Source organism: Neobacillus vireti (assembly GCF_036962345.1).
GTDB classification, from domain to species: Bacteria; Bacillota; Bacilli; order Bacillales; family Cytobacillaceae; genus Neobacillus; species Neobacillus vireti_A.
Window position 1 is genome coordinate 16,895 of the sequence record NZ_JBALNB010000029.1, and the last position, 15,685, is coordinate 32,579.

Sequence of the window (15,685 nt, forward strand, 5' to 3'; positions counted from 1 at the left end):
TTTAATAAAGCTGCGCACTTTCCTTTTGGCTATGATTTTTCTCCATAAATATGTTAAGAAAAGAATTGTCATGTATTACACCATATTTTTCCCATGAAAAATTTCATCCATTTCCAGCTTAATTCTCTCGGTAATTTCAATTAACTCTTCTGGATGTAGGGTTTCTTTTTTATAGCCAAATAAATAGTTGTTTAAATCGAATTCCCGAAGTTTACATTTTGTATGGAAGATATTTTCTTGATACACATTTACATCAATCATATCAAACAGTTCGCCAACGTCCTCGGGAATATAATTTTGAATGGAGCTAATCTCATGGTCAATAAATAATTTATAACCATCCTTATCCCTAGTAAAACCACGAACCCGATAATCAATTGTCATGACGTCTGTTTCAAACGAACGTATGAGGTAATGCAGTGCTTTAAGCGGCGAGATTTCTCCACACGTTGATACATCTATGTCTGCCCTAAATGTGCTAATCCCCTCATCTGGGTGATATTCAGGGTATGTATGCACTGTGATATGACTTTTATCTAGCTGCAAGACTACTGAACCCGGTAACGGTCCTGGTGACTCCTCAAAGTGCTCTAAAGGTGCGTCTTCAACTGGTCCCTCTGAAACGAGAAGTGTGACACTTGCCCCCGCTGGTTCAAAGTCCTGACTTGCGACATTTAATACATGCGCGCCAATAATGTCTGATACGTGGGTTAATATTTTCTGCAATCTTTCGGCACTGTACTGTTCATCAATATACTTTACATATGCCTCGCGCTCTTCCCTCGATCGTGTATAACAAATATCATACATATTGAAACTTAGTGATTTCGTTAAGTTATTAAAGCCATGCAATTCAATGGTTTCTTTCGGTGTGAGTTTCATACAGCTTCCCCCTTTCGATTTTCAGGAAACGCGGGACAGTGTCGTAAATATTTTTAGATTACCCATTTTTAAGATTTGTTACTTATAAAAATTACATTTCTCCATCCTTATTTATAATAATTCTAATTTAATATTTACTTTTAATTAATATATGTTATAATTAGTATAGATAATAATTAGGAGGTATGAAATATGACACAAACATTAACCCTTGAACAAGTAATGAATCAACAACTCGCAAATTGGAATGTATTATACACAAAACTCCATCGTTTCCACTGGTATGTAAAAGGACCTCACTTTTTTACCTTACATGAAAAATTTGAAGAGCTATTTGAAGAGGCAGCTGGAACCATGGATGAATTAGCTGAACGATTATTAATTACGGGTGGAAAACCAGTTTCCACATTAAAAGAATACCTTCACTTTGCAACCATTGAAGAAACTTCCGAAGTTTTAACAGCTGAAGAAATGGTACAAAACGTTGTCAATGATTTCTCGCAGCTTATCTCTCAATTAAAGGAAGGTAAAAAGGCTGCAGAACAGGTAAACGATGAAGTAACCAGTGATATGTTTACTGAACTTATTGAAAAATTAAGCAAGCATAATTGGATGTTAACTTCATTTCTACAAGGATAAAAAATAGGACAAGGCATGCTGCCTTGTCCTATTTTTATATTACTTGGTATTCCTTTAGCAACTGCACTTCTTCATCCGTTAACTCCCGGTATTCCCCTAACTCAAGGGTTTCATCTAATGGCAGGGGTCCCATGGAAATACGCTTAAGGTACACCACTTTTCTTCCAACTGCCTCGAACATTCTTTTGACCTGATGGAATTTGCCTTCAGTTATCGTCAGTTCAATGTCCGAGCGAATGCCGGATTTTAATATTTTCAACTCACCTGGTTTAGTTTCATAGCCGTCATCAAGTGTTACACCTTCCGCAAAGGCTCTGATGTCTTCATCAGTGACTTCTCTATCAATTACAGCAAAATAGGTCTTAGGTACATGTTTTTTTGGAGATAACAGCCGGTGCGCTAATTGACCATCATTCGTAATCAGCAATAACCCCTCTGTATCCTTGTCCAGTCTTCCGACAGGAAAGGGCTCATAGACCTGATCTTCAAGTTCCAATAGGTCTATCACCGTTTCGCCAACACTGTCCTCGGTCGCAGATAAGACTCCTTGAGGTTTGTTCATCATTAAATAGATAAATTCTCGATATTCAATGACTTCCCCATTGAGCGTTACAATTTGTTTATTCGTGTCTACATGCTGTTTCGCGTCCTTCACAATCACATCATCAATCTTGACAGCACCGCTTTTCAACAGCTGTTTAACCTCTTTCCGGCTGCCATAGCCTAAATTAGCCAGCATTTTATCAATTCTCAATCGGTTTTCCTCCTTCCTCTTTCAGCTTTTAATTCATTCTTAATTTCCTTTTTATTCGGTCAACCCTATCACCAAATAGTCTGGAGACAAGACCAGATTTTAATCCAAGGTAAAAATAGATAACCACACCTACGGCTGCAGAAATCACGATCATCACGAGGGATTGGAACTTAGATTCTGGAGTCAGAAATAATAAAAGCAGCTGGTAAACGATTTCTGTCCCTGCCCACATAACCCCGGCAAAGATAACAATTAACAAGCTCCTTCTCCAAACAAATAAGAAAGGATAGCTTGCATATTTTTTTATAACAAGTATTTGAATCAATATGGCCCCGATATATCCTAGTGCCGTAGCGAACACCGCGCCTCTTGTTTCAAACATAGTAATAAGATAAATATTTAGCGATAACTTAATAAGCAATCCTACCAACAAACTTAATACTGTCCATCGTTGTTCATTGATTCCCTGCAGAATGGAACTCGTTACTAAAAATAAAGAAAAAAGAATTCCAACTGGGGCATAGGCTCGTAGTACTTCGAATCCAAGCTCCTTATGCTCATAAAATACAGTGTAGATAGGCTCAGCTAATAAAGAAAGTCCAATGGCTGCAGGCAATGTCAAAAATAACAACACTTGAAAGGATTGATTTAACTGCTGTTTTAGTTCTTTCCTGTCATTTTCGACAAATGCCTTTGTGATGCTTGGAACCAGAGCGAGCGAGAACCCTGTCGCAAGCGAAACTGGAATTATTACGATTTTATGGGATTCAAAATTCAGAATTGAGAATGCTGCTTCAGCTGCCTTATAACTGTGGCCGATACCCTCCATTGCCCGTGTAAAGGTAACTTGGTCAATTGCTTGAAATAATGGGTTGGCGATTCCAACAAACACAAAAGGAGCAGCATAAATAAGAATCTCTTTATAAATTTCTTTTAATGATACCTGTACGGTTGCTTTATCATGTTCTAGCAGCTGGTCTAAATGCGGTTTGCGTTTATACCAGTACCAAAATAAAACCACCAGGCTCCCAATTGCCCCTACAAAGGCTGCAAAGGTTGCTACACTAACCGCCGTTACAATACTTCCATTTAAAAAGTTTATGACTATATATGCACCTGCAAGTGTGAAAGTTATCCGAACAATCTGTTCAACTACTTGAGAAACAGCTGACGGACCCATTGATTGATGTCCTTGAAAAAATCCTCTAATTAAGCTCATAAACGGGATAACAATCAATGCAAAACTTACCGCTCGAATAACTGTTATAATATCCTCTACCCTTGATCCGACATTGTCTTTATCGGTAATAATCATGTCAGCTATAAGCGGTGCTGAAAAATACAAAATGAAAAATGAAGCAATTCCGGTCAACAGCATGAACACTAGCCCGGATTTAAACAATTTACGGCCAACCGCATATTCCTCGAGTGCATTATATTTTGAAATAAATTTTGAAACAGCCAGCGGCACCCCTGCTGTGGCAATACTAATAAAGATGGTGTAAGGTATGTAGGAATATTGGTATAATGCTGTTCCTTCTGAACCCACGATTTGATAAAAGGGGATAACATATAATAAGCCAAGAATCTTGGATATAATGGTACCCAATGTTAAAATAAACGTTCCTCTTATAAGCTTTGACGACATAAGATAAGAATCCCTTCCTAGTGAAGAAAAAGTTTGTGTGCATATGAGCAAACGTTCAGTACGCTTTTTTTGCACACTATTAGTAGTTTACATCTCTTTTAACAACGATGCTACTAACAACCTAAGGAATTTTCTTAAAATGTGTTGACTTATCGTTTCCTTTTCAAAAAGAGTGTTTATAATGAGATAATGCGAGGATACAATGAAATGAATATACATAAAGTTGGTGGAAGTATGCAATACGATGTTGTTGTTATTGGCGGCGGCCCTTCCGGTTTAATGGCTGCCATTGCCGCAGGGGAGAAAGGATTAAAGGTCCTATTAATCGATAAAGGAGATAAGCTGGGAAGAAAGCTGGCGATTTCTGGCGGCGGGCGGTGTAATGTCACGAATCGGCTGCCTGTTGAAGAAATCATTAAGCACCTGCCTGGTAACGGAAAATTTCTATACAGTGCTTTTTCTATCTTTAGCAATGAAGATATTATTAAATTCTTTGAAAAGTTAGGGATTGAACTAAAAGAAGAGGACCACGGGCGGATGTTCCCTGTTTCCAATAAAGCGCAATCCGTTGTAGAAGCACTGTTGAGTCAGTTGGAAAAGCTTAAGGTGAAGGTATACACCAACAGCCCTGTTGCTGACATCCATTACAGGGACGGTCATGTCTCAACACTGATACTAAAAAATGGGACAGAAATTGAAGCGAAATCTATCGTCATCGCTGTCGGCGGTAAATCCGTTCCCCACACTGGCTCAACAGGGGACGGATATGCTTGGGCACAAAAAGCCGGTCACACCATTACAGAGCTGTTTCCAACTGAGGTGCCTGTCACCTCAAATGAACCATTTATCAAAAATAAGTCTCTTCAAGGTTTGTCTTTAAGGGAGATTGAATTAAGTGTTTTAAATCCAAAGGGAAAACCACTCATAACTCACCGGATGGATATGATTTTCACCCATTTTGGGTTAAGCGGTCCTGCAGTGCTTCGCTGCAGTCAATTTGTTGTCAAGGCAATGAAAAAATGGAAGCTAAACGAGGTTGTGATGGGGTTAGATGCTCTGCCAGATAAAAAGGAAGAAGAAATTTTTCAAGAAATAATCAAGTTAGTAAAAAGCGAGCCGAAGAAAAGCATAAAAAATACGTTAAAAGGGTTTTTACCTGAACGTTATTTGTTGTTCCTCTTAGAAACGAGTGAGATTGACCCAACAGAACAAGGTGCCATGATTTCAAACGAGAAAATCCGTGCCTTTGCAAAAAGCTGTAAACAATTTTTGATAAAAGTGAATGGAACTCTGCCGCTTGAAAAAGCATTTGTTACCGGAGGCGGTGTTTCCGTAAAGGAAATTGAACCACAGACAATGGCTTCAAAATTAATGGGTGGTCTCTATTTTTGCGGGGAGATTCTTGATGTTCATGGGTACACCGGCGGTTATAACATCACTTCTGCTTTAGTAACAGGCAGACTCGCTGGAACCAATGCAGCCCTATCCGCTAAGAAACAATATCAGGCCTGATTCTACATCAGGCCTTGTAGATGATCATTGCTGAGAAACAGTAGATTTGCTCTTCCTCTTCTTCCTCAGGCAAGGCGGCAACATTATATTTAATATCTACTAATTTCTTTTCGTCGATGCCTTTTAAAAACCGATTCATTTCTTTTTCTAAATCCTTTTCATGCTCACGATCGAACAATTTTACTTGTATCATTCAACTCTCCCTTTCTACTTTTATTTTCATTATTTCCACTTTTTCTGAAAATTAAAAATAAAAGAGTATAAAAAAAAACGATTCCTCATTGGAATCGTTTATTTCGTTTCACCCGTCCACTCAAGCATGCCGCCAATCATATTACGAACCTTGTATCCTTGGTCCTTTAAATAATAGCAGACATTTTCGCTTCTACGGCTAGAGCGGCAAATGAAGATATATTCTTTTTCTTTATCAAAGTAATCAAGGTTAGCTGGAATTTCCCCCATGCGGATATGTTTAGCACCTGGTATCATTCCTTGTGCTACCTCTTCATGTTCCCTAACATCGACAAGCTCGAGTTTCACCCCTTCTTCGAGCTTTTTCTTTAATTCTTCTGGTGTAATAATTTGAATTTCTTCCATCTTTCCCACCCCTATTTTAGATTTCCCCCTGTTTGGCAGGGGGAAATCCAATTAATTAGCTACAATATTAACAAGTTTACCAGGAACGGTGATGACTTTGCGAATGGTTTTACCTTCGATTTGTTCTTTCACTCGATCATCATCCATCGCAATTCCTTCTAATGCTTCCTTGCTGGCAGCTGTTGGAACCTTTAGCTTCATCTTTACCTTCCCGTTCACTTGAATTACAATCTCAACTTCATCATCCACTAGTTTCGCTTCATCATATGCCGGCCAAGTTTCATAGGAAATTGTCGTTCCGCTATGGCCCAATTTCTCCCAAAGTTCTTCGGCAAGATGCGGTGCAACAGGAGCAAGCATTTTAACAAACCCTTCCATATACTGTTTTGGAAGAACCGTTGCTTTATAGGCTTCATTGATAAATACCATCATTTGTGATATTGCAGTATTAAATCTCAAGCCTTCGTAATCCTCTGTTACCTTTTTCACTGTTTGGTGATAAACTTTTTCTAAATTTGAGGCTTCTTCATTTTCTTGGATTTTTGGATTTAACTCTCCATTTTCCTCGACCATCAAACGCCAAATACGATCTAAGAAACGACGAGAACCGTCAAGGCCGTTTGTTGACCAAGCAATGGAAGCGTCTAATGGGCCCATAAACATTTCATATAAACGAAGTGTGTCGGCACCATGGCTGTCAACAATATCATCAGGATTGACTACATTTCCTTTTGATTTACTCATTTTTTCATTATTTTCTCCTAAAATCATTCCTTGGTTGAAAAGCTTTTGGAATGGTTCCTTCGTGTGGACCACACCAATATCATACAAGACTTTATGCCAGAAACGTGCGTATAACAAGTGAAGAACGGCATGCTCTGCACCGCCAATGTATACATCTACTGGAAGCCAGTGCTTTAATTTTTCCGGTGAAGCAAGTGCTTGATCATTATTAGGATCAATATACCGTAAATAATACCAGCAGCTTCCCGCCCATTGCGGCATGGTATTCGTTTCACGACGCCCCTTCTTGCCTGTTTCTGGATCAACGACATTTACCCAGTCCTCAATTACTGCAAGAGGTGATTCTCCTGTTCCGGAAGGTTTGATGTTCTTTGTTTTCGGTAAAGTTAATGGCAGCTGGTCCTCAGGAACTGCTGTCATTGTACCATCTTCCCAATGGATAATTGGAATTGGCTCACCCCAATAACGCTGACGGCTGAACAGCCAATCACGCAGACGGAACGTTACCTTTTTCGTTCCAATCCCCTTTTCTTCTAACCAAGAAATCATCCTTGTGATGGCTTCCTCTTTATTCAAACCATTTAAGAATTCAGAATTAATATGTTCACCGTCTCCTGTGTAGGCTTCTGTTTCAACGTCGCCGCCCGCAACAACAGGAATAATTTCTAGATCAAATTGTTTCGCGAACTCATAGTCGCGTTCATCATGTGCTGGTACGGCCATGATTGCTCCAGTACCATAACTGACCAATACATAATCCGCAATCCAGATTGGTATCTTTTTGCCGTTAGCCGGATTGATCGCATAAGCACCAGTAAATACGCCAGTCTTTTCCTTCGCTAAGTCAGTTCGCTCAAGATCACTCTTCGTCTTCACTTTGTCTAAATAAGCTTCTACCGCATCACGCTGCTGTGCTGTTGTAATTTTATCCACAAAAGAATGCTCTGGTGCAAGAACGGCATAAGTGGCACCAAATAGAGTATCAGGACGGGTGGTAAATACGGTAAACGTTTCATTATGTCCATCAATAGCAAACGTGACTTCAGCACCTTCGGAACGGCCGATCCAGTTACGCTGCATTTCTTTTAGACTCTCTGGCCAGTCAAGTTCTTCTAAGTCCTGAAGTAAACGATCTCCATAAGCCGTAATTTTTAACATCCACTGCTTCATAGGCCGGCGTTCAACCGGATGTCCGCCGCGCTCACTCTTGCCATCGATTACTTCTTCATTTGCTAAAACGGTACCTAAAGCAGGACACCAGTTCACAGCTACTTCATCAATATAGGCTAGACCCTTTTCCCATAACTTTAAGAAGATCCATTGAGTCCACTTATAGTATTCTGGGTCGGTTGTATTTACTTCGCGATCCCAATCGTATGAAAAACCTAATGATTTAATTTGTCTGCGGAACGTATTGATATTCTTCTCAGTGAACTCCGCAGGGTCGTTCCCAGTATCTAATGCATATTGCTCTGCCGGCAAACCAAAAGCATCCCAGCCCATTGGATGTAGCACATTGTATCCTTGCATTCTTTTTAATCGTGCAAGAATATCTGTAGCGGTATAGCCTTCAGGGTGTCCTACATGCAGTCCAGCACCTGATGGATATGGAAACATGTCTAATGCGTAAAATTTTTGTTTATCAAATTCTTCACTTGTCTTAAACGTTTTTTCTTCTTCCCATTTCTTTTGCCACTTCTTCTCGATATGCTGATGATCGAAACTCATAAGTGTTGCCTCCTAAAAAAAATTAAAAAACCCCCTCATCCCAAAAGGGACGAGAGGATTATCTATGTATCTTCCCGCGGTACCACCCACATTAGTGTTGTAAACACTCGCTTCATTCACCTTAACGCGGCAAACGGCAAACATTACTGGTTTCATGTTTGCAACTCATAGGCGAGTTCATGATGTACCGTGTTGACTTCCACCAGCCGTCAACTCTCTAGAAACGGATATGAATCATTACTACTCCTACTCACTGTCTTTTCATATATAAAAGTATTACGGTTATTGTATTAAATTTCCCGTTAGTATGCAAGTAACATTCACATAAAACAGTTTGACCATATGAATTATTTTTTAAACATAAGAAACCGGACTCGTCATGAGACCGGTAAATTTATGTTTGATAATTTTTTTTCTGATTTTAAAATCCTATCATATGTTAGAGTTGTAACAATAGCAATGAAGAATAAGCCTATTAAAATGAAGAATAGTGCTGACATGCTGTATAAATCAACAAGCACTCCACCAAGCAATGGTCCAACCATTCTTCCTCCAGTAGCAGTACTGTTAACGATCCCTTGATAGAATCCTTCTCGTCCCTTAGGTGCTAGTTCAAAGGCAATCGTCGGTACTGCCGGCCAAATAAACATTTCACCAATGGTTAAGATAATCATCGCTACAAGGAAGCCCGTAAAGACAGTTACTTTTCCTACAATTAAAAATGATATGATAAAAAAGCCTATTCCAATAAGAATTTGTACCTTGAGTGACTCAGAAAGATGCTTCAATACTTTATTTAAAATTGGCTGTCCAAGGACAATTAATGCCCCGTTTATCGTCCACAAAAAACTATATTGCGTTAGTGAAATATTGATTTCCTGTGTATAAGATGAAATGGTAGTCGTCCATTGAACATACGCAACCCAGCACAACGCATAACCTGAACATAAAATAAGCAAAGCCTGCAGATTGATTCGACTTTTTACTACTGACTGATCCTTTGTTTTTGCTTGCTTTACTGGTACTGCTGCGATATTTCTATAACCAAAAACAGCGATTATGAAAAAGATGACGTACATAATTGTATTCGCAAGGAAAATCAGCTGAAATGAATAGTCTGCAACAAAGCCACCCAGGGAAGCCCCAATGGCCACTCCAAGGTTTTGGGCTACATAAATAGCATTAAAGGCCTTCCGTCCGCCCTCTTTCCAGACACTTCCTGCCATTGCAAACATTGCAGGAAAAACAATGCCTGATCCAAAACCTATGATGGTTAAAAAGATGATATATGCTGGCCAGCCATGCCAGAACGTTAATCCAATTAGAGCTAAAAGCGAGATCCAGATTCCTAGAAGGATTGATTTATAGCCGCCGATTTTATCAAAAAGCGTGCCACCGAATAAGTTACCAATAACAGTCGCACCAGCGTTTAGCATTAGTACAACTCCAGCCACTGTTAACGATTTCCCTAAATGATCATGAATATAGATGGTATTTAACGGCCATAAAAAAGAAGAGCCCGTTACATTTACTGCCATCCCAATAATTAAAAGCCATAAGGCACGCGGCATGAAAAACGCTCCTAACATTAACTTATTTCGAGTTCCAAAAGAACATTGTATTCCCATTCCAGATTCCGCGCAATGCCTTTAGGAATTGTTGTAAAAATGAAAAAAAGCCTCGATTTAACGAGACTTTTTCGTGAATACTAAGTTAATAAATTTCATGGTTATCGCTAATTCGTTTTTCCTTGTTGAAGGCTCAATTATGATTACCGTTTTTTCTTTTTAGAAGTATCCACTACAGCTTTACCTTTATTAACTACCTTAAGTTTCTCAAAAAAGAGCTGCACATGAATATGGTTTTCGTCAATATTGGTAACGCTTGTTACCTTTCCTTTGCGCCCCTTTATTACAACATCATCACCTTCAGCAGGCACCTGTCTAAGAAGTTGGTTTAAAAGCTCATTTTTATTTTCAAAAAAATGGACAACAAACATATGCACGTCTCTCCATTCATATGAAATACACAGATTAGAATCTCCCTATAAAATATTTCATGAACGATTGATTTAGACCAACTCGGGCTTAAAAAAGCTTAGCAAATTAACACATCACCATAAATTTGCCACAATAAAAAAAAGAAAACAGCACTTCCATTGTGGAAGTGGTGTTTTCCCTCAACTTTATGGACTCTTTCTCAACTTTTCTTAATCCTTCTTAACGGGACGGTTAAGTTTGTTGATCAAAAGGGTCTATTTTTTTACTGCAGGGACTGCTGGCTGCTGTGCTGGAAAGTAGCTGTTTATAGCATGATCCTTTTTCTTTTCATTCACACTTTCAGCTTGTACAGCAGTTTTCGCTTTTTCAATTTCGGTATTAAGCTCTTCAATGCTGACACCTTTTTTCACTAACTCTTCTGTCGCAAGGCGTATTGCATTGTTAGATTGTACAACTGACTCTCTTAATGAATCCATTGAACCTTGTGGGTTATGGAATCCTGAAGAGTTCTCCGCTGCAATAATATCCCAGAACCATTGACCTTTCCGAACGAATTCCTGAGCCTGCTTAATCTTTTCTGGGCTGACTCCGGATGTAATCATCTTATTAATGTAATAGTGAGCTGTGGTAGAGATATCCTGTGCTTCATGTAAGGCACTTACGTTTGCATCTTGGATTTCAGTCACACGGTCTTTTAATTTATCTAGATCACGGTCACCGTGGCATTGGCCGCAAGATGTATCCATTGTTTTAAGCGGTGATGTCCAGTAGTGTGAAGTAATTTTCTTTTTACCATCTACACGCTCAAATGGCATATGGCAATCTGCACAGGAAACATTTGCTTTTCCATGGGTACCACTTGAATGTGTTTCATATTCAGGGTGCTGTGATTTCAACATTGGTGCACCTGATATGTTATGAACCCAGTCTTTTTCAAAGCCATTTTCTTTAGCAATGGTATTATAGTATTCATACATCTCTTCTGGTTTGAAGCCATTATCCCACGGGAAGGTTACTTCGCTATTATTTGCTGCAAAATGGTATTCTACATGGCACTGACCACACACATAGCTGCGCATATCATTTTTCGTTGGATTTGAAGTATCAACTCCCTGAGCCTCTAATGCTTTATAAAAGCTTGGACGAGTTACACGCAGGTCCATTGTCTCAGGGTCATGACAGTCAGAACAGCCGATTGGAGAATGACCCATCGCTTCCCCTTTTGGCCAAATTTCTTGATTGAAATTAGCTCCCCAATAATCATCGCCCATTTCTTCGATCATTTGCGGAACGGCAGTTGATTTACATGTATAACAGGAACCAACTGATTTATCGTTAATCCGTTTAACATCCCGAATATCCTCAAGTGCATAAACGTGACCGCGGTCTTCATTATATTCAGTAGCAAAACCATAGCCGTTAAAAAGAACTGGCAGTAACGGTTCTTTATCAGGATCATACTTACTGCGTTTTACAGAACCATTGTATTTGGTATCTTCCATTTTTTCATTTTTCTTGTAACTATTGTATTGTAGTGGAAATAGCTTTTTAAAAGCTTCATTACTTATTTCATCCTTTGATAGGCCAGTTGTTCCCTTCACTTCTTTAGCACTTGCTGTTTTCTCACTCGCAGTCTCATTGCTGCTGCAGCCAGTAATAATTAGAATCAATGCTATCAGAAGGAGGTATGCCCCGTTACGGAACCTAATCATACTTAAAATCCTCCCTTATTTTTTAATAATTCGCCAGACTTTGGTGCCTGGTCAAAGGTATCATCCTTAAAGTCTTTTCCATGCGGCACAGTCTTGTGACATGACATACAGTTTTCCTTTTGGTCATGTGAAACATTGCTGACCGTACTCTTATGACAATCTGCACAGTTTGCATTGATGACTCTTAACGTGCGTGTTGTGGCATAAATTCGATCAGGTATATCCTCCGTACCTAAGGTGTTGTAATAAATATGAGTCATCCCAGCACGGCCTTTAAAAAATAACTTCCCTGCCTCGCTTTCATGCGGTAAATGGCAATCATTACACTGCAAATCTGCATGAGTGGAATCGACAAATGAGGTATAAACTGACTTCATCGTGTGACAGTTCTGACAAAAGCCTGGTGAATCCAAGTAAGCCATTGTTTTCACTGTACCGAAGGAAAACAGTACGCCAGCTAATAATGCACCTAAGAGTAATACCCTCTTATCAATCGCCCACAATTTTTTAAAACCTCTCTTTACCATCCTTCCTTTCACCTCCCATTGTATTGGATCAATCTCTCTCTTTTTTATGAATAAAGTACGATTGTACTCTAAACCAAAGTATGGTTTTGCCTCTTTATTTCTTTGTTTTTTTTCTTTTAAGGATGAAGGTAAAAGCACCTGCACCTATTAATCCAACTCCGCTAATAGCCGCAATTGATAAGATCTCGGGGCTTTTTTTATTTTCATTGTCTGCAGTTTGTTCTGGCTGCTGCTCCATTAACTCAATGGATGGTTTTGTTTCACTGCGTTCATACGTAAGTATGATGCTCTTTTCGTCCCCCGCTTTCATACCTTGAACATTATAGGAGTACACTCCTTCCTCGTCTCCATGAGACTTATTCTTTTCAGGTGCCGGGCTTAGGTCTATTTTTGCAGCTCCAATGGGTGGTGTAAAAGTAAGATTAAAAAAACCAATATCCGTAAAGCTTTTAAATTGATAAGCTACTGATTTCCTATCTTCCTCAACGATTATGTTATTTGTATAAAACTCAACAACGAATTTATAAACTTCATTAGGTTGAATTTCCTCACTTGTTGTCCAGGAAATGGTCCCTTTTTCTTGGTCGATTATGTATTCAATTTCATACACCTTCGATAAGTCGCTGGAGTAATCAGCAACATAGCCAATTCGAAAGTTCTTATCCTCGATTGGAAGCGGCAGTTCTATCTGTCCTTTTTGCGGCTGAAGGGATTGATTAAGCAGTGTTCCTTGATATCCAATTAATAGAGGCGGATGATTTTTCTCAACATCATTCAGATGATACGCAAATTCCGGCATTACTTTTATGGAAAGCTCCTGCATACGTAGGATGTTCTGATTTTCATCAGCCATAGTCATCGAAGGGTTAACCAGGAAGAGCAGTATACTGAAAATAAATAGGTATTTTTTCATTGTTTTTACTTCCTTTCAATTTGTGAACAATTTGTGAATTCATTCACAATTAATTACAAAAAAATTTAATTTATATAAGTGAACTTTTATTTGGTGTAAGATTGCTGAATTTCATACTTTATTTATCCCATGGGAGCGAAACTCGTTCTGTGACCAAAATCACAAAAAATTATAGAGTTATTTCTAAAATGTGAACACGGGTTTTTACCTTATTTTCACTGTGTTTTCAGGGTTTTTGTAATAAAAAAACCTTCAACATATTGTTGAAGGTCTAAAGGACTTTATTAAGACGATTGATCTTTTTCTTGATGAAATTTCGATTTTACTGGCTGGCCGCCAGATTGCTCATATTGCTTTTTAGACTGTTTAACAAGATCAACATCTTGGCCAAGTTCAAGATCTTGATTGTTACTGCCGTTTCTTGTTTTTTGTTCAGGATTATTTTGTTTAGATCGTTTCTTCACGATAAGTTTCCTCCTGTATAAGTCTGTCCTTCTAAGATCATAGTATTTTGTAGCTGCTGAATTTGCAGTCTCATACGGTGGAGCTGATCACGCTGCTGCCCATTTGCGCTATGGGCCATCTTAGCAATATCCTGGTAGGTTTGTTCCAAATCCTGTAATGCCCTTGTATAATTATCAGTATTGTAATGCTCTTGAAGACTGCTTTCTTCAAATTGTTCTTTAGCAAATCGAATTGTATCCTCACACTGCTGTATTAATGCGTCCATTGAAGCACGTGTAGCCATCTAAGGACCCCCTTCTTTTTGGTGACACACTTCCATGATTGTCTAGCTCCAGCGCCTAGTGGCTCGGGGTCATAAGCCAATCCGTCAAAAAGGTTAAAGAGCAACCTTTCTGCCGGCTCGTCTTATGCCTGTCGCCCCTGGCAAGGCGCTTCCGCTTTTCCATGAAGCAAGGTGCTTCATGTCTTATTTTGTTCTCTCTCCCTTTTCCTATTACAATCAACGCTTGATAATTACTGGTAAACAATACAGTTGGATAAGCCTATATTTTCGTGTTAAAATTTAAGTTATGTTTAAAATTATAAAGGAGGTTTCTGAATTGACTCAGACCAACCCTTTTCCATATGCTACTGACGATAAACGTTACCATACTTGGAATTATCATTTACGCCAGCAATTTGGCCATAAAGTTTTTAAAGTTGCACTAGATGGCGGTTTTGACTGCCCGAACCGTGATGGTACGGTCGCACACGGCGGTTGTACGTTTTGCAGTGCTGCCGGTTCTGGCGATTTCGCTGGTGATCGAACAGATGATTTAGAGACACAATTCCTTGATATTAAGGAAAAAATGCATACGAAATGGAAAGACGGCAAATATATGGCCTATTTCCAAGCCTATACAAATACTCATGCACCTGTCGAGGTGCTCCGGGAAAAATTTGAGAAGGTGCTTAAACAAGAGGGTGTAGTCGGACTATCAATTGCTACACGTCCCGATTGCCTGCCTGATGACGTCGTTGAATATTTGGCGGAATTAAATCAGAGGACATATTTATGGGTTGAACTTGGCCTGCAAACTGTCCATGAACGCACCGCCTTATTAATCAATCGTGCCCATGATTTTCAATGTTACGTTGAAGGGGTAAATAAACTTAGAAAACACGGCATCCGGATCTGCTCGCATATTATCAATGGATTACCCCTTGAATCATATGAAATGATGATGGAGACAGCGAAGGAAGTGGCAAAACTCGACGTTCAAGGAATTAAAATTCATTTGCTTCACCTACTAAAAGGGACACCCATGGTGAAACAGTATGAAAAAGGAATGCTCGAATTTCTTTCTCAAGAGGACTATGTAAATTTAGTATGTGATCAATTAGAAATTTTACCTCCGGAAATGATTGTTCATCGAATTACAGGTGATGGACCGATTGACTTAATGGTTGGGCCGATGTGGAGTGTAAATAAGTGGGAAGTATTGAATGCGATAGACGCTGAGTTAAAAAGAAGAGATAGTTATCAAGGAAAATACTTTCAAAAAAGTATCGTGGAGGCTTAGGG

The 15,685-nt window shown here is 39.1% G+C and carries 16 protein-coding genes and 1 other annotated feature; of the genes, 3 read left to right on the top strand and 13 right to left on the bottom strand.

Going from position 1 to position 15,685, the window contains the following annotated elements:
• Positions 1-75: 75 nt before the first annotated feature.
• Positions 76-882, bottom strand: coding sequence for an adenosylmethionine decarboxylase (gene speD / locus V7108_RS26250; protein ID WP_335512734.1), 807 nt, complete (start codon positions 880-882; stop codon positions 76-78).
• 192 nt (positions 883-1,074) lie between these two features.
• On the opposite strand from speD, the gene V7108_RS26255 reads away from it, so the two are divergent.
• On the top strand, positions 1,075-1,521 hold the full coding sequence (locus V7108_RS26255) for a Dps family protein (RefSeq protein ID WP_335569824.1): 447 nt from the start codon (positions 1,075-1,077) through the stop codon (positions 1,519-1,521).
• A gap of 34 nt (positions 1,522-1,555) precedes the next feature.
• Here the strand turns inward: V7108_RS26255 and V7108_RS26260 are convergent, their stop codons facing one another.
• Positions 1,556-2,275: a pseudouridine synthase gene (locus V7108_RS26260; RefSeq protein WP_335569825.1), complete on the bottom strand. Its 720-nt coding sequence runs from the start codon at positions 2,273-2,275 to the stop codon at positions 1,556-1,558.
• A 28-nt stretch (positions 2,276-2,303) separates the two neighbouring features.
• Positions 2,304-3,923, bottom strand: coding sequence for a putative polysaccharide biosynthesis protein (locus V7108_RS26265; RefSeq protein ID WP_335512740.1), 1,620 nt, complete (start codon positions 3,921-3,923; stop codon positions 2,304-2,306).
• Between the two features lie 234 nt (positions 3,924-4,157).
• On the opposite strand from V7108_RS26265, the gene V7108_RS26270 reads away from it, so the two are divergent.
• Positions 4,158-5,435: an NAD(P)/FAD-dependent oxidoreductase gene (locus V7108_RS26270; RefSeq protein WP_335569851.1), complete on the top strand. Its 1,278-nt coding sequence runs from the start codon at positions 4,158-4,160 to the stop codon at positions 5,433-5,435.
• Positions 5,436-5,442: 7 nt separating this feature from the next.
• On the opposite strand, the gene V7108_RS26275 is transcribed toward V7108_RS26270, so the two are convergent.
• The 10 genes from V7108_RS26275 to V7108_RS26320 form a co-directional block, all read right to left on the bottom strand.
• Complete coding sequence (locus tag V7108_RS26275; RefSeq protein WP_335512741.1) at positions 5,443-5,628, bottom strand: sporulation protein Cse60; 186 nt, start codon at positions 5,626-5,628, stop codon at positions 5,443-5,445.
• A gap of 98 nt (positions 5,629-5,726) precedes the next feature.
• Positions 5,727-6,032: a rhodanese-like domain-containing protein gene (locus V7108_RS26280; RefSeq protein WP_335512743.1), complete on the bottom strand. Its 306-nt coding sequence runs from the start codon at positions 6,030-6,032 to the stop codon at positions 5,727-5,729.
• A 51-nt stretch (positions 6,033-6,083) separates the two neighbouring features.
• Positions 6,084-8,504 carry a leucine--tRNA ligase gene (gene leuS, locus V7108_RS26285; protein ID WP_335569826.1) on the bottom strand — a complete coding sequence of 807 codons (2,421 nt, stop codon included), beginning with the start codon at positions 8,502-8,504 and terminating at the stop codon, positions 6,084-6,086.
• Between the two features lie 42 nt (positions 8,505-8,546).
• Positions 8,547-8,767 (bottom strand) — a binding site (T-box leader).
• Between the two features lie 114 nt (positions 8,768-8,881).
• The gene (locus tag V7108_RS26290) at positions 8,882-10,075 is read right to left on the bottom strand and encodes an MDR family MFS transporter (protein ID WP_335569827.1); all 1,194 of its coding nucleotides are present in this window, start codon (positions 10,073-10,075) and stop codon (positions 8,882-8,884) included.
• A gap of 200 nt (positions 10,076-10,275) precedes the next feature.
• Positions 10,276-10,503, bottom strand: a complete 228-nt coding sequence (locus V7108_RS26295) for a hypothetical protein (protein ID WP_335512747.1) — start codon at positions 10,501-10,503, stop codon at positions 10,276-10,278.
• Positions 10,504-10,758: 255 nt separating this feature from the next.
• Positions 10,759-12,216: an ammonia-forming cytochrome c nitrite reductase subunit c552 gene (locus V7108_RS26300; protein ID WP_335569828.1), complete on the bottom strand. Its 1,458-nt coding sequence runs from the start codon at positions 12,214-12,216 to the stop codon at positions 10,759-10,761.
• A 2-nt stretch (positions 12,217-12,218) separates the two neighbouring features.
• Positions 12,219-12,743, bottom strand: coding sequence for a NapC/NirT family cytochrome c (locus V7108_RS26305; protein ID WP_335569829.1), 525 nt, complete (start codon positions 12,741-12,743; stop codon positions 12,219-12,221).
• Between the two features lie 94 nt (positions 12,744-12,837).
• Positions 12,838-13,656: a hypothetical protein gene (locus tag V7108_RS26310; protein ID WP_335569830.1), complete on the bottom strand. Its 819-nt coding sequence runs from the start codon at positions 13,654-13,656 to the stop codon at positions 12,838-12,840.
• Positions 13,657-13,940: 284 nt separating this feature from the next.
• On the bottom strand, positions 13,941-14,120 hold the full coding sequence (locus V7108_RS26315; RefSeq protein WP_335569831.1) for a glycogen biosynthesis protein GlgD: 180 nt from the start codon (positions 14,118-14,120) through the stop codon (positions 13,941-13,943).
• A complete protein-coding gene (locus V7108_RS26320; RefSeq protein ID WP_335569832.1) occupies positions 14,117-14,404 on the bottom strand; it encodes a YtzC family protein in 288 nt (95 codons plus the stop codon). Before V7108_RS26320 ends, V7108_RS26315 begins: the two co-directional genes overlap by 4 nt.
• Positions 14,405-14,720: 316 nt before the next feature.
• Here V7108_RS26320 and V7108_RS26325 point away from each other — a divergent pair, with 316 nt between their 5' ends.
• Positions 14,721-15,683: a TIGR01212 family radical SAM protein gene (locus V7108_RS26325; protein ID WP_335512757.1), complete on the top strand. Its 963-nt coding sequence runs from the start codon at positions 14,721-14,723 to the stop codon at positions 15,681-15,683.
• The last annotated feature ends 2 nt before the right edge of the window (positions 15,684-15,685 follow it).

Bases quoted from the DNA above. Each gene is read 5' to 3' on its own strand.
- V7108_RS26275 (WP_335512741.1), bottom strand. From the start codon at position 5,628: ATGATACAAGTAAAATTGTTCGATCGTGAGCATGAAAAGGATTTAGAA.
- speD (WP_335512734.1), bottom strand. From the start codon at position 882: ATGAAACTCACACCGAAAGAAACCATTGAATTGCATGGCTTTAATAAC.
- V7108_RS26280 (WP_335512743.1), bottom strand. From the start codon at position 6,032: ATGGAAGAAATTCAAATTATTACACCAGAAGAATTAAAGAAAAAGCTC.
- V7108_RS26290 (WP_335569827.1), bottom strand. From the start codon at position 10,075: ATGCCGCGTGCCTTATGGCTTTTAATTATTGGGATGGCAGTAAATGTA.
- leuS (WP_335569826.1), bottom strand. From the start codon at position 8,504: ATGAGTTTCGATCATCAGCATATCGAGAAGAAGTGGCAAAAGAAATGG.
- V7108_RS26265 (WP_335512740.1), bottom strand. From the start codon at position 3,923: ATGTCGTCAAAGCTTATAAGAGGAACGTTTATTTTAACATTGGGTACC.
- V7108_RS26270 (WP_335569851.1), top strand. From the start codon at position 4,158: ATGCAATACGATGTTGTTGTTATTGGCGGCGGCCCTTCCGGTTTAATG.
- V7108_RS26295 (WP_335512747.1), bottom strand. From the start codon at position 10,503: ATGTTTGTTGTCCATTTTTTTGAAAATAAAAATGAGCTTTTAAACCAA.
- V7108_RS26255 (WP_335569824.1), top strand. From the start codon at position 1,075: ATGACACAAACATTAACCCTTGAACAAGTAATGAATCAACAACTCGCA.
- V7108_RS26300 (WP_335569828.1), bottom strand. From the start codon at position 12,216: ATGATTAGGTTCCGTAACGGGGCATACCTCCTTCTGATAGCATTGATT.
- V7108_RS26320 (WP_335569832.1), bottom strand. From the start codon at position 14,404: ATGGCTACACGTGCTTCAATGGACGCATTAATACAGCAGTGTGAGGAT.
- V7108_RS26305 (WP_335569829.1), bottom strand. From the start codon at position 12,743: ATGGTAAAGAGAGGTTTTAAAAAATTGTGGGCGATTGATAAGAGGGTA.
- V7108_RS26310 (WP_335569830.1), bottom strand. From the start codon at position 13,656: ATGAAAAAATACCTATTTATTTTCAGTATACTGCTCTTCCTGGTTAAC.